This window comes from Chitinophaga sp. Hz27, from assembly GCF_042263525.1.
Classification (GTDB): domain Bacteria; phylum Bacteroidota; class Bacteroidia; order Chitinophagales; family Chitinophagaceae; genus Chitinophaga.
On record NZ_JBHKFJ010000001.1, the window covers coordinates 443281 to 466797 of the forward strand.

The 23517-nt window shown below is 45.3% G+C and carries 19 protein-coding genes; 13 read left to right on the forward strand and 6 right to left on the reverse strand.

Annotated elements, in window-relative coordinates; genetic code table 11:
* Window positions 1-46 precede the first annotated feature (46 nt).
* Both ACE38W_RS02000 and ACE38W_RS02005 read left to right on the forward strand, forming a co-directional pair.
* Window positions 47-1816, forward strand: a complete 1770-nt coding sequence (locus ACE38W_RS02000) for an oleate hydratase (protein ID WP_375828551.1) — start codon at window positions 47-49, stop codon at window positions 1814-1816.
* A 264-nt stretch (window positions 1817-2080) separates the two neighbouring features.
* Window positions 2081-2467 carry a hypothetical protein gene (locus ACE38W_RS02005; protein WP_375828552.1) on the forward strand — a complete coding sequence of 129 codons (387 nt, stop codon included), beginning with the start codon at window positions 2081-2083 and terminating at the stop codon, window positions 2465-2467.
* On the opposite strand, the gene ACE38W_RS02010 is transcribed toward ACE38W_RS02005, so the two are convergent.
* Window positions 2468-3292, reverse strand: a complete 825-nt coding sequence (locus tag ACE38W_RS02010) for a mechanosensitive ion channel family protein (RefSeq protein ID WP_375828553.1) — start codon at window positions 3290-3292, stop codon at window positions 2468-2470.
* 236 nt (window positions 3293-3528) lie between these two features.
* On the opposite strand from ACE38W_RS02010, the gene ACE38W_RS02015 reads away from it, so the two are divergent.
* On the forward strand, window positions 3529-5022 hold the full coding sequence (locus tag ACE38W_RS02015) for a hypothetical protein (RefSeq protein WP_375828554.1): 1494 nt from the start codon (window positions 3529-3531) through the stop codon (window positions 5020-5022).
* A gap of 496 nt (window positions 5023-5518) precedes the next feature.
* On the opposite strand, the gene ACE38W_RS02020 is transcribed toward ACE38W_RS02015, so the two are convergent.
* Window positions 5519-6076, reverse strand: coding sequence for a thioredoxin family protein (locus ACE38W_RS02020; RefSeq protein WP_375828555.1), 558 nt, complete (start codon window positions 6074-6076; stop codon window positions 5519-5521).
* A gap of 71 nt (window positions 6077-6147) precedes the next feature.
* The gene (locus ACE38W_RS02025) at window positions 6148-6522 is read right to left on the reverse strand and encodes a VOC family protein (RefSeq protein ID WP_375828556.1); all 375 of its coding nucleotides are present in this window, start codon (window positions 6520-6522) and stop codon (window positions 6148-6150) included.
* 166 nt (window positions 6523-6688) lie between these two features.
* Between ACE38W_RS02025 and ACE38W_RS02030 the strand changes: the two genes are divergently transcribed.
* A complete protein-coding gene (locus tag ACE38W_RS02030) occupies window positions 6689-7219 on the forward strand; it encodes a GNAT family N-acetyltransferase (protein WP_375828557.1) in 531 nt (176 codons plus the stop codon).
* Between the two features lie 201 nt (window positions 7220-7420).
* On the opposite strand, the gene ACE38W_RS02035 is transcribed toward ACE38W_RS02030, so the two are convergent.
* Window positions 7421-8206, reverse strand: a complete 786-nt coding sequence (locus ACE38W_RS02035) for a DeoR/GlpR family DNA-binding transcription regulator (protein ID WP_375828558.1) — start codon at window positions 8204-8206, stop codon at window positions 7421-7423.
* 333 nt (window positions 8207-8539) lie between these two features.
* Here ACE38W_RS02035 and ACE38W_RS02040 point away from each other — a divergent pair, with 333 nt between their 5' ends.
* The 6 genes from ACE38W_RS02040 to ACE38W_RS02065 all read left to right on the forward strand — a co-directional run bounded on the left by ACE38W_RS02040 (window position 8540) and on the right by ACE38W_RS02065 (window position 18578).
* Complete coding sequence (locus ACE38W_RS02040) at window positions 8540-11707, forward strand: SusC/RagA family TonB-linked outer membrane protein (RefSeq protein WP_375828559.1); 3168 nt, start codon at window positions 8540-8542, stop codon at window positions 11705-11707.
* A gap of 21 nt (window positions 11708-11728) precedes the next feature.
* Complete coding sequence (locus ACE38W_RS02045; RefSeq protein WP_375828560.1) at window positions 11729-13291, forward strand: SusD/RagB family nutrient-binding outer membrane lipoprotein; 1563 nt, start codon at window positions 11729-11731, stop codon at window positions 13289-13291.
* Window positions 13291-15558 carry a family 20 glycosylhydrolase gene (locus ACE38W_RS02050; RefSeq protein WP_375828561.1) on the forward strand — a complete coding sequence of 756 codons (2268 nt, stop codon included), beginning with the start codon at window positions 13291-13293 and terminating at the stop codon, window positions 15556-15558. Before ACE38W_RS02045 ends, ACE38W_RS02050 begins: the two co-directional genes overlap by 1 nt.
* Window positions 15559-15571: 13 nt before the next feature.
* Window positions 15572-16879: a gluconate:H+ symporter gene (locus tag ACE38W_RS02055; RefSeq protein ID WP_375828562.1), complete on the forward strand. Its 1308-nt coding sequence runs from the start codon at window positions 15572-15574 to the stop codon at window positions 16877-16879.
* 40 nt (window positions 16880-16919) lie between these two features.
* Complete coding sequence (locus ACE38W_RS02060; RefSeq protein ID WP_375828563.1) at window positions 16920-17390, forward strand: RidA family protein; 471 nt, start codon at window positions 16920-16922, stop codon at window positions 17388-17390.
* A gap of 117 nt (window positions 17391-17507) precedes the next feature.
* Window positions 17508-18578, forward strand: a complete 1071-nt coding sequence (locus tag ACE38W_RS02065) for a dipeptidase (protein WP_375828564.1) — start codon at window positions 17508-17510, stop codon at window positions 18576-18578.
* Window positions 18579-18698: 120 nt separating this feature from the next.
* On the opposite strand, the gene ACE38W_RS02070 is transcribed toward ACE38W_RS02065, so the two are convergent.
* Window positions 18699-19646: a transporter gene (locus ACE38W_RS02070; RefSeq protein WP_375828565.1), complete on the reverse strand. Its 948-nt coding sequence runs from the start codon at window positions 19644-19646 to the stop codon at window positions 18699-18701.
* A gap of 269 nt (window positions 19647-19915) precedes the next feature.
* On the opposite strand from ACE38W_RS02070, the gene ACE38W_RS02075 reads away from it, so the two are divergent.
* Genes ACE38W_RS02075 through ACE38W_RS02085 form a run of 3 tightly spaced genes read left to right on the forward strand, consistent with a single transcriptional unit; the run spans window position 19916 to window position 22593 of the window.
* A complete protein-coding gene (locus ACE38W_RS02075; protein ID WP_375828566.1) occupies window positions 19916-20953 on the forward strand; it encodes a hypothetical protein in 1038 nt (345 codons plus the stop codon).
* A complete protein-coding gene (locus tag ACE38W_RS02080) occupies window positions 20941-22002 on the forward strand; it encodes a DUF481 domain-containing protein (protein WP_375828567.1) in 1062 nt (353 codons plus the stop codon). The genes ACE38W_RS02075 and ACE38W_RS02080 overlap by 13 nt, the downstream gene beginning before the upstream one ends.
* A gap of 30 nt (window positions 22003-22032) precedes the next feature.
* The gene (locus ACE38W_RS02085; RefSeq protein WP_375828568.1) at window positions 22033-22593 is read left to right on the forward strand and encodes a DUF4136 domain-containing protein; all 561 of its coding nucleotides are present in this window, start codon (window positions 22033-22035) and stop codon (window positions 22591-22593) included.
* A gap of 270 nt (window positions 22594-22863) precedes the next feature.
* Here the strand turns inward: ACE38W_RS02085 and ACE38W_RS02090 are convergent, their stop codons facing one another.
* Complete coding sequence (locus ACE38W_RS02090; RefSeq protein WP_375828569.1) at window positions 22864-23502, reverse strand: outer membrane beta-barrel protein; 639 nt, start codon at window positions 23500-23502, stop codon at window positions 22864-22866.
* Window positions 23503-23517 lie beyond the last annotated feature (15 nt).

Genomic DNA, 23517 nt, shown 5'->3' on the forward strand with positions numbered 1-23517 from the left:
ATACGGAAACCTACTGCATAATAAATCTATCAAAAACACAAACGATATGTATTACAGTAATGGAAACTATGAGGCTTTTGCAAAACCTGTTAAACCCGACAACGTAGATAATAAATCTGCCTGGCTGATAGGCTGTGGGCTGGCATCCATGGCAGCAGCCGTTTTCCTTATCCGCGACGGACAAATGAAAGGTGATCGTATCACCATCTTCGAAGAACTGAAACTGCCAGGAGGTAGCCTGGACGGGATACTCCAGCCTACTAACGGCTTCATCATCCGTGGCGGCCGTGAAATGGAAAATCACTTCGAATGCCTCTGGGATTGCTTCCGCTCCGTACCTTCCCTGGAAATAGAAGGCGCCTCCGTACTCGATGAGTTCTACTGGCTCAATAAAAAAGATCCTAACTTCTCCCATATGCGCGCCACCATGAAACGTGGTGAAAGCGCCCATACGGATGGTAAGTTTACCCTCAGCAACAAAGCCATTGAAGAAATTGTCAAGCTATTCCTCATCGCTGAAGATCAGCTCAACGATAAACGTATCAATGAAGTATTTTCAGAAGAATTCTTTAAGTCTAATTTCTGGCTGTATTGGCGGACTATGTTCGCTTTTGAAGAGTGGCACAGCGCCATGGAAATGCGTCGTTATATCAATCGCTTCATCCACCATATCGGAGGATTACCAGACCTTTCTGCGCTTAAATTTACCAAGTATAACCAATACGAGTCCCTGGTATTGCCGCTGATAGAATTCCTGAAAAGCAAAGGTGTGAAGTTTCTCTACGAAACACAGGTCCAAAACGTGATCGTAGAAACAGTAGGTAGCAGAAAGGTAGCGAAGAAAATTTTGTATGAACAGGCAGGAGAGAAGAAAGAAGCCAACCTCGCTGAAACAGACCTGGTGTTTGTTACCAACGGCAGTATTACGGAAAGCTCCACTTATGGCGATCAGGACAACCCTGCTGTGATGGACCCTTCTCCTGGTGGTAGCTGGACACTCTGGAAAAATCTTGCCGCACAAGATAAATCTTTCGGAAAGCCAGAGAAGTTCTGTGGCAACATCGCTGAAACAAATTTTGTGAGTGCTACCGTTACCACGTTGGACGACAGGATCCCGCCCTACATCGAAAAAATCTGTAAGCGTGATCCTTTTGCCGGTAAAGTAGTAACAGGTGGAATCGTGTCTGTGAAGGATTCAAACTGGTTGCTCAGCTGGACCTTCAACCGGCAGCCGCATTTCAAGGCGCAAACAGATAAACAGCTGGTAGGCTGGATCTATGGCCTTTTTTCAGACAGACCAGGGAATTATGTGAAGAAAACCATGAAAGATTGTTCAGGCATAGAAATCTGCGAAGAATGGCTCTACCACATGGGGGTGCCGGAAACAGAAATCCATAATATGGCTGTTAATTCCGCCAATACGATTCCTTGTATGATGCCATATGTGATGTCGTACTTTATGCCACGCGCCGCCGGCGACAGACCAGCCGTAGTGCCCGCAGGATGTGTGAACCTGGCATTTATTGGTAACTTCGCGGAAACAGAAAGAGATACCGTTTTTACCACGGAGTATTCTGTAAGAACCGCTATGGAAGCCGTTTATAGATTACTTAATGTAGATCGTGGCGTGCCTGAAGTATTTGCCTCCTGCTTTGATATAAGGGTACTGTTGAGCTCCTCTGCAAAGATGATGGATGGAAAAAAATTGCGTGATTTGAAATTACCATGGGTGGTAAAATATATCGAGAAAAAAGTGATCGATAAAAGTAAAGGCACCATCGTTTATGAAATGCTGAAAAAAGCAGGTTTGATCTGATCTGCTGAAATCCTTACCAGGTCATCATCTACATAAAAATAAATACCTGGCAGGGCAGATGTAAACTTATCATCAGCCCTGCCCATAACGATAGGGATACTGTAGCAGCAAAGAAAAAATATTTTTCTTCTTTGCTAAATCTGACAAAAAAAGGTTGCGATTTCATTTTTTTGATGCAGCCAACTGTTATAAATTGCAGGCTTCAGCCCAGTCTTAGATTTTGCTGTTTAGTTATAACCCGATTTATTTCTACCTTGAAGCTGTATGAGTAAGAGTTATATTAATTATTTCCAGGAAGTTTTAAAGACGGCAGGACACGAAGCTGCTGCCATTCATACGCCTGCCTACTTTATGCATACCTGGAACGACTTTGTGACTTCCTGTATGGGGGAGTACAAAGGCTCCATTTTTGATTTTGATACTGGCGTACTCTTACGTACAACCATACACGAAATTCTTGGTGAGATTTCACTCAGCGCATATCCTGAGTTCGATAATTTCTGTAGTCACATCAGTATCACCGACCAGCGCTTTCGACTGCTGGTGCAGGATGGCCGTCCTGGCGAGTTTTGGTGGGAGCGGGCTTTGCTCCTCAAAGCCGGGCAGCTCTATAAAGAGCAGGCGAAATTATACTATGGATTTAATTATTGACTACATCAGGTTGGCCCCTTTCAGTGAACTGATGACCTGTTGCGTAATAGCATGCACCGTTTTAGGATACGCTTCAGGTATCTGACTATCTACCCAACAAGTAACTGCTACCAACATTTTTCCTGTGGCCACGTCCATTCCAGTAAACCATACTGTTTTAGGCTTGTCAGGATGAACGCCAGGTAATGCCCTTACAATATTGTCTATAATGCTTTCCACTTGATCAGTTTGTTGGGTGGCAGGTATCCCGAAAGTTAGTACTATCCTGCGTAGTGGCGTAAGTGAATGGTTGATGATAGGTTTCTGGAAAACATCTTTATTAGGAATAATCACACGGAGCCCATCGTCTGTAACCATTGTGGTAGAACGTAATTCTATCTCTTCCACTGTGCCGGTGAAGCCATTGGTTTCAATCACCTGTCCTACTTCAAATGGTTTCTTAAACGTGATAAACAAACCTGAAATAAAATTCGCTGTAAGATCCTGGAACGCGAAGCCCAGTGCTAGTCCTATAATACCGGCGCCTGCCAGTAAAGAAGTAACTGCTTTATCGAGATTAAGAATATTCAGTGAGATAAATAAACCCATCATCAGGAAGATGATGAACATGATGCTGGCAATGAGGTTGCTGACAGCCACCGCGCTGGACAATCTATGAGAGAATTTATAGGTAATGCCTCTTACAAACCGCGCCAGTAAATAAAATAACGTGAATACAATAATGGCTACTACCATATTTGGCAACATCTCCACCATGGCAGTTACCCAATGATGAAGCTTTGTAAATACTAATGTACCGTAGTTAGTGATCTGTTGTTCATTCATATTGCGGAAGATTTGTTTTCGATAATGGGAAGGTTACTGGCATAAAATGGATAGCATAGTTTATACCAGTTATAACAGCGTATAGGCGAAAGGGTTGTAAATAGTAGAGATTTCCTGCCGGCAGATTATTCTTTTTTACCTGTTGCTGATACTAAATTCTGATTTGATAAAAGAATTCGGGTATTATGATTTTCTGTTATTAGATTTATTTCATTCGATTGCAATAAATCAGCGTTATGAAAAAAATTATCTTGTCGGCCTTTATGGTGGCCGGTTTTATCAACGTATATGCGCAACAGTGGGTATCTCCTGGGAAAAACGGGAAACTGGTCTACAATACCACCGATCGTGGGGATAAGATTATGGATTTTTCTTATGCAGGTTATGGTGGTGGTGGGCAACCGATTCCGCAGGTGCCGGTAAAAATCACGTTACAGCCTATACCTGGCGATAATGCGGCTGCTATACAGGCGGCCATAGACCAGGTATCCGCGATGCCGCTGGTAGCGGGCTTCCGGGGAGCGGTGCTGTTGCGTCCAGGAAATTACACTTGTAGTAAAACGATTAGCATTGCAGCCAGCGGAGTAGTACTCACGGGAGGTGGCAACCGCGAAAACGGTACAACATTGCAGCTGAGCGGCGAAGCACATAATGCGGTGGTTATCCGTGGAAATATTCGTACAGTCGTGACCGGTACTTCCGTAAGGATTACTGATAAATATGTTCCTTCAGGTAGCATGCAGGTATATGTGGATAATGCGGCGACTTTCAGCAAGGGGGATACTATTCGTATAACCAAGCCCGTTACCCCGGAATGGGTGCATTTCATGGGCATGGACGATCTGGTGAGAGATGGGAAACCACAGACATGGATCAGCGGAGATATTACTACCGACAGAGTAATCAGCGCTGTAAAAGGCAATACGCTCTTTTTGGATGTTCCGCTGACAGACAGCTATGATGCAGCTTTCACGGGAGCGCAAGGCACCACGGTGCAAAAAATAAGTATTCAGGGAGAGCTGCGTAACTGTGGTATCAGCAACTTTAGCATCGTGTCGCCCACGCAAACAGGTACAATTAATGAGCGGCATCATCAGGCATTTTATGTAGCCGGCGCTTGTGATGTATGGGCAACAAACATCACGGTGTATAATACCATTAATAGTGTCACCATTGCGGGGCGCCGTGTAACGCTGGATAGTATCAGTATCTACCACGACAGCGCTACTATTGGCGCTGCCAAGCCTGCGGATTTCAGTACCAATGGCTCGCAGATATTGGTAAACAGATGTTATGTGAGTGGCAGGAACGTGTTTTATATAGCTACGGGCGCTAAGGTAACCGGCCCTATTGTAATAAAGGATTGTTTGTTTGAGGGCGGCGGATGGATACAGCCGCATCAACGTTGGGCCACTGGCTTGCTGGTGGATAACTGTCGGGTGCCGGGTGGTGGCATTGATTTTATGAACAGGGGAGAGATGGGTTCTGGTCATGGATGGTCTATAGGCTGGGCGGTAGCCTGGAATTCCAGTGCAAAATCATTTTTAAATCAGCAGCCGCCGGGTAGTATGAATTGGGTGATAGGCTGTGTAGGAGATCGCCGGCAGGATGCACGACCATTTGATAAGTCGCCACTCTTACCCGAAGGGATATACGTTTCTCATGGTAAGCCGGTGTTGCCGGGGAGTTTGTATGAGCAGCAGCTGAAGGAACGGTTGGGGAGCCGTTAGGTAGAACATTTCTGGGAAAATAGGGGCCACCTATGTCCTGTCTTTTTTCAGTTCATACCTTTAGCGTTAAAGAACAAAATTAAAAGTCAAAAAAGGAATATTTCTTTCATTTTAATCGAGGATGGAACTCATCTTAACCAAGCTGCACATAATTTGCAGCTGCATTCCATATTATGTAAAGATTATCCAGATCAGTTTTTTGATTGGAAAATAACGGTATTATTTTATGTTGCTATTTACTATCTGAAGGCGCTGGCAGCCTATTAGGGTATTGATATAGGAGTGTTACATGCTGAAATTGAAGAAAATTGCCCGCATGTTACGGTGGAATGCATGATAAGGAATTGTTCGATAAGCTTATGAAAAATGATCATGAATTTTCCTGTCAAATTGTTGAATTCATAAGAAAATATGTAAATGGTCGTGGCCTAAATATTGAGACAACCTGAATGTAATAGATGCCGCTCTACCATGTAGAGGCAGCATCTATTCCGCTTTATTGCTGTATCAGCAACAACAACTCTCTTTGCAAGCTCACGCCTTTATCATCATTATACCATTGTTGCAACGCAATCTTTGTTCTTTCAAAATCTGCTTTCTCTTTATGTAACTGATCATACAAGATTTGGCATTCTGCAGGTCTTGGGCCCCATACAGCAATATCGTGTCCTTGTTTATCACGCATGATGAGTTTAGGAATAGATTTGCTGGTGCCATTGGTCAGGTATTGCTGGATCAGATGTGGTGGCGAATCACGCAGCTGGTAATCAGTTTTGATCAGCGGGTTGAGTGTTGCTAGCATCTGAATGAAGGGTACACTATGTGATGCATCGCCGCACCATGGTTCGGTGATAATGATCCAGTGTTGTTCTTCTTTGATGTTTTTTATAGCGGTGGCGAGATCTTCGTTGAGTTTGCCGGTTTTCAGCCAGCGTGATTGTCTGGACCAGTTCAGTTTTGTATAGTTCAGATAATCGGGGTTGTTATACGGTGCAGCAGGGGAAGGGTTATGTAATATCTCCTGAAACACTGCCTCATATGCATTAAAATCCATGATATGCTCCTTTTGTATCCGGTCAGAAATTTAAAATCCCTGCAAAGATACTAAGTTCTGCGCGGACCCTGCTATTTGCTGGTGTCGGTGCAAAGCCACCATGTATTACCAAATGGATCTTTGACGCCACCAGAGCGGCCGTAGGGCTGGTCCATCACCTCCATTACTGCTTCGCAGCCGGCTGCTAATGCTTTCTTAAAGGTATCATCTGCATCTTCCACATAAATAAACAGGCCGGCAGGTTGTGGGGGCCAGTTACTATTGTTGGCACTAAACATAATACAGCAGGAGCCGATCATGATTTCGCCGTGTTTAAACTCGTCATCAACGAAGCTGCGTTGCTTTTCTGTGGCTCCAAATACTTTGGCGGTGAAGTCAAAGAATTTTTCTCCATCGGGGAGTATAAGATAGGGCATTACCTGGTTGTATCCTTCTGGAATTTTCATGTGCAGAAAATTAATGGTGAGGAAATTGGTCAAACAATTTGATTACCAAATTACAATAATAGCTGCATTAAAACAGCAGCCTGAGAAAATCGGCACTGTATAGAAAACGCCGGTGGAATCTATTATCTTGTCAGGGATTTTTGAACTGGATAAAATTATCGTGACAATGACTACTTCATTCCATATAGCGCCGTTGGTATACGAGCCAGAGATCATTACTGCGTTGTCGGACCTGTTGATTGAAACTGTTGAACATGGAGGTTCAGTAAGTTTTATGCATCCGTTGCAGGAGCAGGTGGCCACTTCTTTTTGGAAATCCGCTATTAACAGTGCTATTGCGGGTGAGCGTCTTGTGCTGGGAGCATTTGAAGGCGCTTATCTCGTAGGTACGGTAACGTTAATGTTGAATTGTCCGCCTAACCAGCCTCACCGTGCCGAGATCGCCAAGATGATGGTGCGGGTAACCCATCGTGGGCAGGGGATAGGGCGTGCCCTGTTGAAAGCTGCTGAGCAACAGGCTTTGCAGCGTGATAAGTGGTTGCTCACCCTGGATACGGCAGAAGAAGATGGGGGGGCGGAACTCTATGAGAAGTTTGGTTTTCAGAAGGTAGGGGTGATTCCCGATTTTGCGTTGAAACCTCATGGTGGCCTGACGGCTACCGTCATATACTACAAAAAACTAGGGTCTGGGGAATAGTAGTGCGCTATTAGCGCACTACTATTCCCCAGGATTCCAATCGGGCTGCCGAAGGCGGCTCGACTGGAATCCTGAAAATATTCGCTTCGGTCAATCATAATCGTTTATAATTGTCCGATAACAAAAAAGGGATGCTGCGGCATCCCTTTTTTGTTATCGGTGATGCGCACCACTCAGGGTGGCGTGCATCACCAACCCCCTTTAAAGTATGGTAAGTTCTTTCGCTTTATAAGCTTGCAGCTCCTTACTATCCGCTGGCAACTCCGTAATGAGATAATGAATATCAGAGAGGTCGGCAATCTTCATCTTCATAGAGCTATTCAGCTTTTCAGAAATTGCAAGAATTGCAACTTTATCAGCGGCTTTGATCATGGCTTTTTTCACCTGTATCGTTTCCCAGTCAGCATCTGTGAGGCCGTTGACAGGGTCTATGGCGTTGGTGCCTATTATACAGAGATCTGCTTTTATATTAGAGAGATATTCGAATACTTCCCCACTCACCGTCATCTGGCTATATGCCGAAATCTGACCACCTATTACGATGGTTTTAATCATCGGTTTATCTAGTAGCTCCACTGCACTGAGTACATTGACCGTAATAAAGGTAGCCTTGAGGTTATTGGGTATTTTTTTGATGAACTCTCTGATGGTGGTACCACCTCCTATTAAGACGATCATGTCGTCCCGCAGTAATTGCAAAGTTTTCTCCGCAATCACCAGTTTATTTTGCTGTGCATACGTCTCGGATTCATGGCCATAATGATAGGCGATAGACATTGCTCCGCCTTTGATCTTTACCACTTCACCGTCGTCGGCCAGCTCATTTACATCGCGGCGGATGGTGTCTTCAGATACGTTGATAAGGTTTACCAGTTCGGTATACGTAATACGGGTGTGGATATTCACCTGTTGAATAATTAATTGCTTCCTCGCTTTTTTAGTGAGGGTAACAGGAGGTAGCTGTTCGTGGGTATTTGCACTATCCATAGTTTGGTTCGACAGTTCAAAATGTTAGATGAAAGTATTATAGTCCATTTCCGTGGAATATGAGATTTGCATCTAATATAATACTTACCACAAAAATAATTCTTACTCTGTTATTTTTCGCATTTTTATTAATGCTAAATTGATTTGCTGCAATAATTGAAATTAAGTTAATGATTAATTATCAATTATTTAATAAGGATATTGGTTTGGTTAGAAAAAATATTTGCGCAGATGTTGCAATATTTTTTGCAAAATATTTGCAGATTTCGCAAGAATCCCTATTTTTAGACCTGTATTTCCGCAATATTTGAAGAACATCAACCAAACCACAAGATGAAAAATGTCATAAACCTGGCAACTTTCCCGAAACTATTCCTGTTTTTCCTCTGCCTGATCGGCTTTAACGCAGCCTTCGCTCAAACAAAACCGGCACGCATCACCGGCACTGTAAGTGGCACAGACGGACAGAAAATTATCGGCGCCAACGTCATCCTGCTCAATGCCAAAGGCATCGGCGCAGTATCTGATGCTGATGGAAAATTTGCCATCAACATCCCTACCAACTACTCAGCTGCCAACATCAGCCTCCTCGTCACCTTTATCGGCTACGATAAAAAAGAAGTGACACTCGCCAACAACCAATCAGAGATCGCGATTCAATTGGAACAAAATTCCAAAGCACTTAATGAACTGGTAGTAACGGCACTCGGTATCAAAAAAGAAAAGAAAGCAACCGCCTTCGCCATCACTGAAGTAAAAGGTAGCGAATTCACCAAAGCACGCGCCAACAACATCGGCGATGCTCTCACTGGTAAAGTAGCAGGCCTCAACGCTTCCTCTCTGGCATCTGGCCCCGGTGGCTCCAGCCGCGTAAGCATCCGTGGTACTGGCTCCCTCTCAGGCGAAACACAACCACTGTACGTTATCAACGGTATGCCCATTGATAACACCGCAAACAGCAGCCCTTCCAGCGGCAATGGATCTATTGGTCTCAATCAGGACCGTGGCGATGGTATCGGTGGTATCAACCCTGACGATATCGAAACCATTACCGTACTTAAAGGTGGCCCCGCAGCCGCTTTATACGGCTCCCGTGCATCCAATGGCGTCATCCTCATCACCACTAAAAAAGGAGTTAAACAGAAAGGTATCGGCGTAGATTACAATGGCACCTTTACCATGGAAACACCGTCCGTAACACCTGACTGGCAGTATGAATACGGCGCTGGTACCAACGGCAACAAACCACAGACCGCACAAGATGCTATCAACGCAGGCCGCCTTTCCTGGGGTCCTAAAATGGATGGCTCCAACGTGATGCAATTCGACGGCGTTGCCCGCCCTTATTCTCCACAAAAGAATAATATCAAGAACTTCTACAAAGTAGGTAACACCTTTACCAACAACGTAGCTTTCTCCGGTGGCAACGAAAACACCAGCTTCCGTGCCTCGCTCTCCGATATGAACAACCACGGCCTGGTACCTAACCAGCATCTCAATAAAAAAATATTTACACTCGGCGTAAACAGTAACCTGAGCAAACGCCTCAGCGCTGAAGGTTACGCACAATACAACGTTGAGAAATCTGAAAACCGCGCCGGCCTCGGCGATGCTACCGGTAACCCTAACTGGGGTACCTACATGCTCGCTAACAGCGTGGATATTCGTAATCTCAAACCTGGCTATGATGCCAACGGAAACGAGGTGAAATGGAATCCTTCGGAATTCGCTACCAACCCGTATTTCGCAGTAAATAAATTCCAGAACCACGATGATCGTAACCGCTTTATCGGCAACATCGGACTGAAATATAATATCCTCGACAACTTCTTCGTTCGTGGCCGCGTTACGCATGATTACCTCAACACCAACTATGTAGGTATCGTTCCTTCAGGAACTGCGTATATGCCTGACGGTTATTATATCGGTCATAACAGCGTGATCAAAGAAACCAACGCTGAACTGACCTTCAACTACCAGGGCAAAATTGCCCGCGACCTGTCATTCACCGCATTAGCAGGGGGTAACAGACGTAAGTCCACCAGCGATGTCACGGCTATGCAAGGCCCTAAATTCTTCCAGCCTGGCTTCTATGATCCAAGTAATGTGGTGAGCCTGACTACCTCCGTAACCAACGCACACCTGGCTACCAACTCCGTATTTGCTTCGTTGGACCTTAACTTCAAAGACCTGCTCTATATCAGTGCTACCGGCCGTAACGACTGGTTTTCCACACTGGCGATGAACAGCAACAATATCTTCTATCCTTCTGTAGGTGCCAGCTTCCTGTTGTCACAAGCAGTACAGCTGCCTACCTGGGTGAACTATGCAAAAATCAGAAGTTCCTGGGCACAGGTAGGTGGTGGTGCACCACAACCTTATGCGCTGAACCAAACATATAGCATGGTGCCTGGTGGCGGTCACCTGAACCAGCCACTGCAAACACCTACGCAAACAGGTAATAGCACTACTTCCGGCATGCTGCAAGCTCCTAACCCAGGCCTGAAACCTTATACCTCTACTACCGCGGAAATTGGTCTGGAAGGCCGCTTCCTCAATAGCAGACTGGGTTTTGACCTGACGCTCTACCAACGCAAGACTTCCAACGATATCATGCAGGTAGCTGTTTCTCCTGCCAGTGGCTATAACTACGCTTATCTCAACGTAGGTGCCATGAGCAACAAAGGCCTGGAAATCCTCATCACCGCTACGCCTTATGCCAATAAAAATTTCTCCTGGGATGTAAGCTTCAACGCTGCGTATAACCGTAACCGTGTAGAAGCCCTCAACGGCCTCAACAACCTCGTACTGGATGCCAGCGTAAACAACTACGCATACCTCTACGCTGAAGTAGGTAAGCCATATAGCTCCATCATGGGCTACAAAGCGAAGAAAGACGCACAAGGCAATACCATCTATAACAGCGCTACCGGTTATGAAATGCAGTCGGCCCTCACCGACCTCGGTACAGGTATCTCTCCATATACCGGTGGTATCACCAACACCTTCCACTACAAACGCTTCGACATGAGCTTCCTGGTAGATGGTAAATTTGGCGGCCACGTATATTCTGCTACTAACCTCTATGGTACACGCTTTGGCCTGACCAAACTCACCCTGCCTGGCCGTGATAACGGTTTGACAGTTACAGGTGTTGATCAGGATGGTAAACCATTTACCAAAACGTTTACCTATGCTACCGGTCTGCAACAGTACTATGATAACTATAAAAATCTCTCTGAGAAATTCGTATATGATGCCAGCTTCATTAAGCTGAGACAAGTAGTGCTGACATACAATATCCCTGCTCAGCTGCTGTCTTTCGCTAAAGTGCAAAATGCCAGCGTATCATTTGTTGCAAGAAACCTGTTCATCCTCTACAAGAATGCACCGAATATCGATCCTGAATCTACATTCACCAATAGCAGTGCGCAAGGATTTGAAATGTTTGGCGTTCCGCCAACAAGAAGCTATGGCCTTAACCTGAATGTTAAATTCTAATCATCTCTAAAAAAAATACTCATGCAACTTTTTGCCAGATATAAGTACATCGCATTGCTGGGAGCCGCGCTGGGACTCGCTTCCTGCGATAAAGGCTTTGAGAATCTCAACAAAAATCCGAATGCATCTACTGATCCTAACGTTAATTATCTCTTCTCACAAAGTCTGTTAAAAGGAAACCTGGTTTATGACAGGGCTTACTATTATACCTCTTATCTGCACTGTGGTACCTATATCCAACACTATGCTGTTGCAAAAGATATAGGCGTTTCCGGTAGTGGGGATAAATATGGCGTGAGTGATTTCTACCAGGGTTTTTATTTCCGCTATGTTTATCCCAACTCCATCCTGACCGTTCAGGAAATTATCAATGCCTGCAAAGATCCGAAGATCGCAGCCACCTCTGTAAACAAACTCGCAGCAGCTCGTATATGGAAAGTATTACTGATGCAGCGTATTACGGACCTCTATGGCGACGTTCCTTACAGCGATGCGATGAAAGGCCGCGAAGGTTCCTTTATGCCTAAATATGATGCACAGGCAGATATTTATGCAGATTTCTTAAAAGAACTGGATGAAGCGATCAAAGCCTTCGATCCTGCTCAGCCTACATTTGGCAGCGCCGATTTTCTCTTCAACGGTGATATCGCCAAATGGAAAAAATTCGGTTACTCTGTGATGCTCCGTGTAGCCATGCGACTGACCAAAGTAACAGATGGCAAGATTCAGGTGAAAGACTGGGTACAGAAAGCAGCAACAGGCGGGGTTATCCTCGATGGTGCGGATAATGCAGTGATCAACTATGTTTCAGGCCCACAGACCTACAACCAGAACCCAGTGGCACTGGAGCTGATCGGACAAGATTATTCTACCAGTTCTAAAGGCGCCAACAATATTGAATGGTCTAAGTTCAGCAGAACTTTCATCGATTACCTGAAAAGCAATAACGACCCACGACTCCCGGTACTGGCAGTAGTTTGGAACAATGGCGCGCCTGATACTACCTCCACTATTCAGAAAGGTATGCCTAATGGCCTGGACAACAAACCAGCGGATTTTGTTACTTATTCTGAGCCGAATCCGAATACCATTTTGAAATACGCCGCTCCTTTGTTATTATTAACAAACGCAGAAACAAACCTGCTGTTAAGCGAGGCTGCTGCACGTGGATGGGTAAGCGGAGACCCTGCTCAGTACTATAAAAACGGTGTTACTGCCGCTATGCGTAACATGGCACTGTTTGGCACTGGTGGCTTAATTACCCAGGACAAGATAGATGCTTACCTGACTGCACATGCCTTTAATGCTGGTGGTTCTTTTGCCCAGCAGATGGATCAGATCCATTCCCAGTTCTGGGTGGCATTGCTCCTCGATGAACAGGAAGCTTATGCTAACTGGCGTCGTACAGGATATCCTAACCTTGTTCCGGTAAATTACCGCAGTAATGCTACCAACGGTACTATTCCACGGCGCCTGCCTTACTCAGCAGCAGAACAGGGTAATAATGCAGTTAGCTACAAAGCTGCTATTACCCGCCAAGGACCAGATCTTTTAACAACAAGAATGTGGTGGGATAAACAATAATGAAAAAATCAGTTTTAATAGTTTTACTGACAGGTATTGGCTTTTACGCCACCGCTCAAAGGAATCAGGCTGCTCCGGCAGCGCTGATTCCTTTGCCTGTACAGGTGCAATGGAACAGCAGTTCCTTTGTAGTAGACCGTAACACCGCCCTGGTGGCGGATGCGCAAACTACCGATGCTGCGGCACTCCTGAATACCTATATCCAGCAAAAGACAGGCTTCTCTCTGACATCAAAAGGAGAAAAACGTATAGTCCTGACCGTAGACAACACCCAACAACTGCCGGCAGAAGGTTATCGCCTGCATACCGATGGCAATGAAGTGCGCATCACCGCGTACGATACGGATGGTATCGTACATGGTATTGCCACCTTACGTCAGCTATGGCAACAGGATAATGGTAAGTTGCTGGTGCCAGGCGCCGATATCACAGACTATCCACGCTTTCATTACAGAGGTATGCACCTCGACGTGAGCCGACATTTCTTTACCATAGATTTTATTAAACAGCTCATAGATCAGCTGGCACTATATAAGATAAATAATTTTCACTGGCATCTTACCGATGACCAGGGCTGGAGAATAGAAATAAAAAAATATCCTAAACTACAAAGTATCGCAGCATGGCGCGACCAGACGATGATTGGCCACAAAAAAGAACTACCGCATCAGTTCGATGGCCAGCGCTACGGCGGTTACTATACGCAGGAACAAGTGAAAGAAGTAGTGGCCTATGCCGCTGCACGTCATATCAATGTGATTCCTGAAATAGAAATGCCTGGTCACGCTCTCGCTGCCTTAAATGCTTATCCTGAACTGGGCTGTACAAAAGGACCATATAAAACCGCTGAGTTCTGGGGGGTCTTCGATGATGTATTCTGCGCTGGCAACGACAGCACTTACACTTTCCTGCAGGATGTTTTCGATGAGGTAATGGCATTATTCCCATCTACGTATATTCATTTGGGTGGTGATGAGTGTCCAAAGGTACGTTGGGAGAAATGTCCGGCCTGTCAGCAAAGAATGAAGGATGAACACCTGAAAGACGAACATGCTTTGCAGAGCTATTTCGTAAAACGTATCAGCAATTATATTCAGTCTAAAGGACGCAAGGTGATTGGCTGGGACGAAATCCTGGAAGGCGGGCTGGCGCCGGGTGCTACGGTGATGAGCTGGCGTGGTGTAGACGGTGCGGTGGCCGCCGCCAAACAGCAGCACCATGTGATCATGACGCCTGAAGATGAACTCTACTTCGATCATTATCAATCTTTATATCCACAGGAACCAGTAGCCGCAGGCGGTTACACCCCTTTGGAAGAAGTTTACCACTATGATCCGCTGCATGCAGCAGGAGATACAGCTTTGCTGCCTTATATCTCAGGCATACAGGGGCAGATGTGGAGCGAATACCTGCCTACCACGGCAAAGGCACAATACATGATTTATCCACGTATGCTGGCGATGGCAGAAAGAGCATGGTCGCCACAGACAGTACGTGACTATAATGGTTTCCTTACCCGCCTGCGTGGGCAGCAGTCCTTACTGGCTGCTAATGATATCCATCCTTCGGATGTCTATAACGAAATCAATTACAAATTAGATAGCGTCAGCAAAGGCGCTTTGCATATATCCCTGCATGCTGATGCCGCGCAGGCGCAAATCCGCTATACGATGGATGGCACTGCACCAACTGCTGCCAGTAAGCTATACGACGGGCCTTTCACAGTTACTCAAACTACTACCGTAAGAGCTGCTTTGTATGAAGGTAGTAAGCAGGTATACCGCGCGTTCAGCAAGCCACTGATGCTGAATAAATCTACCGGTGCAGCCATTACCTTAAAAGAGCCGGCAAATACCAAATATAACGCTGACGCATCTACGCTGGTGAATGGTATTGCAGGTACGCATCGCTTCAACGATGGACAGTGGCTTGGATTCAGCAAAAGGAACCTGGAGGCGGTCGTCGATCTGGGCAGTGCACAACCAATCAGGGTGGTGGCTACCAATGTGTTGAATTACCATTGGCAGAAGATGTGGGCGCCTTCTTCACTGGAGTTCCAGTATTCTATTGACGGCGTACATTATCTGCCGCTGGTAAAAACAAAAACTTTTTTGGTAAATGGTATCAACAACGTGCGTTTGCAAGTGAAACCGGTGAAGGCGCGCTATATACGTGTGCTGGCGGTAAACAAGGGAATTATCCCTGTTGGTGAATACGGTGCTGGCGGTAATAGCATGATGCTGTTGGATGAAATCATTGTAAACTGATTACATATAACCTATGTCGTTTTTAATTGTTGCGGCCTGTATGGCGGTGCTCATTTTACTGTTGACCTGGGGGAAGATGAATGCCTTTGTTGCCTTCATGCTGGTGTCGATATTGGCTGGATTATCGCTGGGGATTTCCCCCGAGAAGATACCTGCTTCTTTACAAAAAGGAATAGGCGATACCATTGGCGGTCTGCTGGGCATCATTGTTTTAGGTGCTATGCTGGGTAAACTGGTGGCGGAAAGCGGTGCAGCGAGACAAATTGCGAATACGCTGATGCAACTGCTGGGTGCAAAGAACGTACAATGGGCGTTGATGATCGCTGGTTTTATCATCGGAGTACCACTTTATTATGGTGTTGGCTTCGTTCTGATGGTACCATTGATCTTCTCAGTCGTCTACCAATATAAACTTCCGGCGGTATATATCGGCTTACCAACGCTGGCGGCATTATCCATTACACATGGTTTTCTGCCGCCGCATCCATCGCCGGCGGCCCTGGTGACACAGTTCCATGCGGATATGGGTTTGACGCTGTTTTACGGCCTGATAGTGGCCATTCCTGCCTTATTATTGGCAGGACCCCTATTTTCACGGCTGCTAGTCAATATGCCCTCGGATTCCAATAAACTGTTTGCGCAAAGCAGTAATGAAGAAAAACCCTTACCAGGTAAGTTTAACAGCTTCCTGACCGCATTGCTCCCGGTAATATTGCTGGTGGCTACTACGGCGGCTACCCATATGCCTGCCTTTCAGGGAAATCGTTGGGTATTGTTTTTGGGAGATGCTCCCGTAGTGATGCTCCTTGCAGCAGTAGTAGCGGCCTTCAGCTTGGGTACGATGCAAGGTACGCCCATGAAACAGGTGATGAACACTTATGCGGAAGCAGTAAAAGATATAGCCATGATCGTACTGATCATCGCCGGCTCGGGGGCTTTGAAGCAGGTGTTGGCAGATAGTGGGGTAAGCAACAGCATAGCCACAGCGATGCAGTCCTGGCATATTCCAGTACTGGTATTAGGCTGGCTGGCAGCGGCATTGATCAGGGCATGTGTAGGATCAGCTACCATCGCCGGCCTCACCGCTGCTGGCATGATAGGCCCATTGATGATACAATCCGGAGCCAATCCTAATTTGATGGTATTATCCATAGGCGCCGGCAGCCTGATGTTCTCTCATGTGAACGATGCCGGCTTCTGGATGTTTAAAGAATATTTTAACCTCAGTATTAAAAACACCTTGCTGTCGTGGTCTGTGATGGAAACGATCGTGGGGATAACAGGCCTGGCGGGAGTGTTGATACTGAACTGTTTTTTCTAAAAAAATAAACTAAAACAACTAAATAGTAAAAGAAGCAATTATGGAACACAATCAAGCAGAAGAGCGGTTTGCAGCATTAGGATTATCATTGCCTCCGGCGCCAGCGCCACTGGGCGTGTATAAGCCTTATCTGGTAGATGGTAAATACCTTTATCTCAGCGGCCATGGCCCTGTACAAGACGATAAATCTCTGATTATCGGCCGTATCGGTGCTGCACTGGATATGGAGCAAGGTAAGCTGGCTGCCCGTCAGGTAGGCCTCACCATGCTGTCTACCATCAAAACGCATATCGGAAGCCTCAATAAAGTGAAACGTGTAATCAAAGTATTGGGTATGGTAAACTGTACGCCAGAATTTGAACGTCATCCATATATCATCAATGGTTGCAGTGAACTGTTTGCTGCCGTATGGGGTGAAGAAAATGGTATCGGGGTAAGGTCCGCAGTGGGCTTTGGTTCGCTGCCTGATAATATCCCGGTGGAAATTGAAGCATTATTTGAATTGTATTAGTAATAAGACTACCGTTTACCCTGGTTATTCGCCTGGAAATCCGCATCAATTGTATTTCCTAACGGAGGCGGGTGTCGGGGTAAACGGTAGATTAGTCAAGAAGAAAAATACAGCGATATGTTTACAATAGATGCTCACCTGGACCTGAGCATGAATGCGATGGAATGGAACAGGGACCTGCGTCAACCGGTAACGGCTATACGTAAAAGAGAAGAAGGTCTGAACGATAAACCTGACCGTGCAAAAGGAGTAGTAGCTTTTCCTGAACTGAGGAAAGGTAACATTGGCCTCGTAGTGGCCACTCAGATCGCGCGTTATGTAGCGCCAGACAATCCATTGCCTGGCTGGCATTCGCCAGAGCAGGCCTGGGCACAGACGCAGGGACAGCTGACCTGGTACAAAGCCATGGAAGCTGCCGGGGAGATGATCATGATAAAAGACCTCGCCGGCCTGGATGCACATGTTAAGCTTTGGAACGATGGCACACCTAATGATAAAAAGCCAATCGGTTATATCCTCAGCCTGGAAGGTGCGGATTCTATTGTCAGCATAGACTACCTGGACCGCGCCTACGAAAATGGGCTGCGTGCCATAGGACCTGCGCATTACGGCCCGGGGAGATATGCCAACGGCACCGATGCCACCGGACGTCTCCACGACCAGGGAAAAGCACTCATACGCCGTATGGAAGAACTTAACATCATCCTCGATGCCACCCACTTATGTGATGATGCTTTCTGGGATGCAATGGACATCTTCAACGGTACTGTATGGGCCAGCCATAATAACTGCAGGGAGCTGGTTAATCACAATCGTCAGTTCAGTGATGAGATGATCAAAACACTGGTGCAGAAAGATGCTGTCATCGGCGCTGCACTCGATGCCTGGATGATGGTACCGGGATGGGTAAGAGGTACTTCTACGCCTAAAGGCATGAACTGTGACCTGGAGAAAATGATCGATCATATGGACCATATCTGTCAGATTGCCGGCAACGCCCATCACGTAGCCATCGGCACTGACCTCGATGGTGCTTTCGGTAAAGAGCAATGTCCATACGATCTGGAAACCATCGCCGATTTACAGCTGCTGCCTGATATGCTTGCTAAGCGCGGCTATGCAGCTGCTGATATTGAAAATATTATGCATGGTAATTGGCTGCGCCTTTTGCGGAAAGCGTGGGCCTAGCATTCCACAATTCTTTTTGGTACTTTTTAAATCCTCCGGCCTTTGGCCGGGGGATTTAAAAAGTACTCTTTTTTTGGAGAGGCCGAGGCCTCTCCAAAAAAAGAGAGAAAAATCGCTTATTTACTTCGCCTTGGCGAAAGACTTGATATTATACGCTACCATCAACAAAAAAGTATTCCCCTGAAATCTGTTCACCGCTGCCATTTCTGCTAACCACCGCAGGTTAAACTGCATACGTATCTGTGGTACAAAAAGCCCCCCTTCTGCACCGACGGCATATAAATGATCTTTCTTAGGATCTAACAGGTAAGTGCCGATAGGAATTTTATCTTCCGTGGTTTTAAACTGCATATAATACACTGCGCCGAAATTTACGATCTTGGGAATAGGACCCTTCGCAGGTTTGAGATACCATGTTTTTCCGAGGCCGCCTTCTATACTGAAGTTATTACCGGTGCGTAACTCTGTATCTTTCTTTTTTCCATTGAAAGCATAAGAAAACAAGGCAGAGAAATTCCATTCTTTTTTCTTGTCAAAGAAGACCGTGCTGCCAGCAGCAAACTCATTGACAAGTTGCCCGAGACCACTGTTGTCATCCGCCCCTAATGCATATCTCCCGGAGGGAAAATATAAAGAATAACTAAACAGAAAATCTGCTTGTTTAATATGCCAGCCCAATTGGACCGGCTGGAAATAAATATCAGAGAAATTAAATGGTGACTTGCTGGTGCTGGTAGCCTCCAAACGATTGCTGGCAAAAGGAATCAGCACCGAACCTCCATAGTTGGCGCCTAATATTTTCAGATTGGTGACCCAGGCAGCGCCAATACCTGTGACAAACATATTCAGGTGTATGTCGCGCTGGATAACATCTCCATTTGCATTTTTTAATTTATTGGTATTGTAAAAATATACCGGAACAAATACAGAGAAGCTTGCAGGTGCCTGTGTACCTGATTGCAAACCCACATCACCAAGCAGATGATCGCCTTTTAACTGGGCTGTAGCAAGAAATGGAGAGGAGAATAACGCGATCGCGCAAACGAAAAGAAGCAGATATTTTTTCATCGTCGATGTTTTTTATAAAGAATCGATGACGAAAGATGTTTATGCCTGGAGAGCAAGAATGCAGGTAACTGCTGATGTCAACGAAGTTAATGGGAATTTGTCAAATGAAAAATCTTTTAAATAGCACAAACCTTTAACCTTTTTCCCGCGGGGATTGTTATCTAATCATCAATATCTTCCCGAGCATAAACCCACACATTGGCATCATCTCCCCAAGCCCTGTTACAACCAGGCATCAATCAATATTCATTAGGTCATTAACCTGTTATATGAACCAAGGGAGAAGACTGCATATTCACCTCATACTCACGGTAGTGGTTATACTGATTAGCGGGCATGTCTGCGGACAAGCTGGCGCCGGTATGAAAATAGGGCAGGGCGACCAGGCTTATAAAGACAGTCTCCGTAAAGCAGGTTACCCTTATCATTTTCCCATCTGGGGAAAAAAGGCTGTACAAAAAGGTATTAATCTTCAATATCCTGTAGGGGCTATGCTGAATCTCAACTATGGCACACAGGACGTAAATATCACTGATCTGCAGGTAGGATTCAATGATCATGATCCGGTGCCTATGGATTTTATAAAGTTTGGGGCAGTCCAGGCAAAAATGCAGAGTGTAACAAGTAGGGTCGACCTGTGGCTGCTCCCATTCATTGACGTATATGCGATAGGGGGATATGTACAGGCAACTACGGCTGTAAATATTGTGGCGCCGTTTAATTTTTCCAGCGAAACGAAATTCAAAGGTAGCACCTTCGGACTGGGAACCACGCTGGCCGGCGGTTATCACGGGATCATCACCATTACAGATATCAATCATACCTGGACGAATCTGGACAAACTAGACCAGCTGGTAAAAACATGGATGATCACTCCTCGACTAGGTTATAATTTCATTTTCAAAAATAATCCTGACCGCTCTTTTGCTGTATGGTTAGGCACTACCGGCTTTTTTGTAAATAGAAATACCGTTGGCTCAATAGATCTGAGTGATTTAAATCCACAGATGAATAAAGATCAATTAGAAAAGATAGTAGCCGAAACAGAACAATGGTACCAAGGATTGACGAAGCCGCAGCAGGTAGTGGTGAAGGGTCTTGCACAAGGTATCCTCAATAAAATGAATAACCTGCCGGATGATATCACAGTGCATTATTCACTGAAAAAGCGGCCCACTTCGCAGTGGAGTATGCTGGCCGGCGGACAATTCCAGTTTACCAAACGCTGGCAGGTGCGTACAGAGATTGGATTTTTAGGTGGTCGTTCTTCTGTATTATTATCAGGCAACTACCGATGGCGTTGGTAAAATATATACACGCAGGACTCTTTGCTGCAGCTATCCTTTTCTCCTGGAAAACGGCGGCACAGCAGCTTACACCCGGTATTTCAGATGAAATACAACTCTTTAACGGCGATCATCTGACAGGAAAGGTTAAACAAATTCAGCGAGGCGAGCTCACCTTCGATCCTGACAAACTGAACGATAACGCAGTAATCAAGCTGAGAGACATCGATTATATCGTAGCCAGGCGTAAACAATATCTGATCGAGGATGTAAATAATATACGCCATGTAGGCATCTTAAGCAAAGGAAAAGCGCCAGGATGGGTGAAGATCATCCGGGAACACGATACGATAGATTTATTCATTCAAGACCTTGACCATATAGAAAATCTAGATAAAAAATTCTGGACCCGGCTGGATGGAAATGCAAGTTTAGGTTACTCTTATTCCCGTTCCAGTAATATAGGTCGTATCAATGAAAGCCATACTGCGACCTACAGCACGCGACGCTGGTTATTCCAGACCAATGGTGACCTGATGTATACTATGGATTCAGAATTTAAAGGCATTGAGAAAGCGGACATGGGATTGAATGCATATATAGAATTCTGGAAGAAGTTCTTTGCAGTTAGTACCCTTCAGTTTCAACGCAGCACAGAGTTAGGCTTAAATGCCCGTTACCAGGCTGCACAAGGGGCCGGGCCTATCATACTTAAAAACAGAAAACATGACCTAAGAATGGCTACAGGTATATCCGTACAAAAAGAATACAGCACGGATTCTGTAAACAACGGCAGGTCGGTTTCTACAGAAATACCATTATATGTAAACTATTACTTGTATAAACTGGGAAAGCCGGAGCTTAAGTTACAATGTACCAATGCCATTTTTTATGGCATTTCAGACCAGGGCAGATGGCGTATAGACCAGAACGTTATACTGTATTGGAAAATTATTTCTCACCTGACAGCCAATGTGCAGGTGTATTTCGATTTCGATAGCAGACCACCTAATGTAGATGCACAGAAGGTGGACTATGGCACAGTGTTCAGCATAGGATATTCCTGGTAATCATACATCTCTACCAATAAACTATAGTATATGAAACGACTACTTCTTTTTGCTTTTTCGGTGCTGGCGATAGGAGCCTGCGGCCCTACCCTAAAAGTATCGCATGATGTTAGCAGTCATGCTGATTTCTCCCGTTACCAGACATACGCCATATATCACCCGGCAGGTTCAAAGAGTCCGTTGAGCCAGTTGAATGTAAACCGTATCGATAATGCAATTATCAGTCAGATGAATGCCAAAGGCTATACAATGACAGCCGACACCGGCTCTGCTGATTTGCTGGTGAACCCCGTTACCATTGCCAAACAGGGTCAGAACGTTACAGCTAATACGGATTACTATGGTTATGGTGGTTTTTACAGGCCTTATTACTGGGGTGGTGGTATGGGTATGATGTCTAGTACAACCAGTTATTCTGTTGATAAATACGTAGATGGATCTTTGATCATTGATGTGATAGACAGAAATAAACGTGAACTATTATGGCAAGGTATCGGCAACTCTCAGATCGATGGTCCGGTGAAAGACCCTGATACCAAAATTCCTGAAGCTGTTGCCAAGATAATGGCGTCTCTTCCAAGAAAAATGTAAGCATATTGCTATAACGTCACAGACTTTTTTTCATGATGGTTTTGTTTGGGAAGGCTGAGGAGCCTTCCCTTTTTTTATCTCAGGGATTCAGGGAATTGGCCTGGAGCCTAAACATAAAAAGGCCGTCTCTTGGAAAAGAGACGGCCGTTCCTAAGCATAAACAAATTAGCAATCATCAAAACTTAAATATCTTCAGCACATCATCCCCGGTATTCGCGGTAGCAATAGCATCGATATTAAAGTTGGCGGAGATAATGCAATTGCCAGCAGTTATCTGCTCAGGAAAAAACCTATATTAAATGCTACGCTTTTTAGTCCGTTGCTATTGGTGAAGTCATTTTTATTACTGCCATACTGATAGTTGGCACCCGCCAGGATGCCCCATCCACCGCCGTTAGGGCGTATGAGTACACCTACTTCTGGTCTTACTACAAAGCCCCAGTTATACTGGTTTGCTACAAAAATATTATAGTAGATATCCTGTTCTGCATACTGTGCACCGATACCAACGCCTACATATGGCATAACGTTGCGGCCATTGTTGAAGTAGTAATGTGCTAAAGCGGTGATAGGAACGGTATAGATAATTTTATCCATATCCGTGGTGATAGCAGAATTGCCGTTTTTATAGGTAAATGTTTGTGTAGGAGAATACTGCTCATAAGAGTTCCAGCTGATACCTACACCAAATGATACTGGTGCGTTGGCAAGGAAGTGCCGATATTCTGCGCGGCCCCCTGCCAGACTGGTTTTGGAGATAAGATCATTGCTCGAAGGAATGCTTATTTCCCATGATAAACCAAAAAGATTACTGATTTTATTGGTGGTGGTGTAAGTATTGATTTCCTGGGCAAAGCTGCAACTGCTGATAGCAAACAGTAAAGCGCCCGTTAGAATATATTTTTTCATAAAATGCGTTTTGGG

Coding starts and splice junctions, on each gene's coding strand:
- ACE38W_RS02000 (WP_375828551.1), top strand. CDS start 47: ATGTATTACAGTAATGGAAACTATGAGGCTTTTGCAAAACCTGTTAAA.
- ACE38W_RS02005 (WP_375828552.1), top strand. CDS start 2,081: ATGAGTAAGAGTTATATTAATTATTTCCAGGAAGTTTTAAAGACGGCA.
- ACE38W_RS02010 (WP_375828553.1), bottom strand. CDS start 3,292: ATGAATGAACAACAGATCACTAACTACGGTACATTAGTATTTACAAAG.
- ACE38W_RS02015 (WP_375828554.1), top strand. CDS start 3,529: ATGAAAAAAATTATCTTGTCGGCCTTTATGGTGGCCGGTTTTATCAAC.
- ACE38W_RS02020 (WP_375828555.1), bottom strand. CDS start 6,076: ATGGATTTTAATGCATATGAGGCAGTGTTTCAGGAGATATTACATAAC.
- ACE38W_RS02025 (WP_375828556.1), bottom strand. CDS start 6,522: ATGAAAATTCCAGAAGGATACAACCAGGTAATGCCCTATCTTATACTC.
- ACE38W_RS02030 (WP_375828557.1), top strand. CDS start 6,689: ATGACTACTTCATTCCATATAGCGCCGTTGGTATACGAGCCAGAGATC.
- ACE38W_RS02035 (WP_375828558.1), bottom strand. CDS start 8,206: ATGGATAGTGCAAATACCCACGAACAGCTACCTCCTGTTACCCTCACT.
- ACE38W_RS02040 (WP_375828559.1), top strand. CDS start 8,540: ATGAAAAATGTCATAAACCTGGCAACTTTCCCGAAACTATTCCTGTTT.
- ACE38W_RS02045 (WP_375828560.1), top strand. CDS start 11,729: ATGCAACTTTTTGCCAGATATAAGTACATCGCATTGCTGGGAGCCGCG.
- ACE38W_RS02050 (WP_375828561.1), top strand. CDS start 13,291: ATGAAAAAATCAGTTTTAATAGTTTTACTGACAGGTATTGGCTTTTAC.
- ACE38W_RS02055 (WP_375828562.1), top strand. CDS start 15,572: ATGTCGTTTTTAATTGTTGCGGCCTGTATGGCGGTGCTCATTTTACTG.
- ACE38W_RS02060 (WP_375828563.1), top strand. CDS start 16,920: ATGGAACACAATCAAGCAGAAGAGCGGTTTGCAGCATTAGGATTATCA.
- ACE38W_RS02065 (WP_375828564.1), top strand. CDS start 17,508: ATGTTTACAATAGATGCTCACCTGGACCTGAGCATGAATGCGATGGAA.
- ACE38W_RS02070 (WP_375828565.1), bottom strand. CDS start 19,646: ATGAAAAAATATCTGCTTCTTTTCGTTTGCGCGATCGCGTTATTCTCC.
- ACE38W_RS02075 (WP_375828566.1), top strand. CDS start 19,916: ATGAACCAAGGGAGAAGACTGCATATTCACCTCATACTCACGGTAGTG.
- ACE38W_RS02080 (WP_375828567.1), top strand. CDS start 20,941: ATGGCGTTGGTAAAATATATACACGCAGGACTCTTTGCTGCAGCTATC.
- ACE38W_RS02085 (WP_375828568.1), top strand. CDS start 22,033: ATGAAACGACTACTTCTTTTTGCTTTTTCGGTGCTGGCGATAGGAGCC.
- ACE38W_RS02090 (WP_375828569.1), bottom strand. CDS start 23,502: ATGAAAAAATATATTCTAACGGGCGCTTTACTGTTTGCTATCAGCAGT.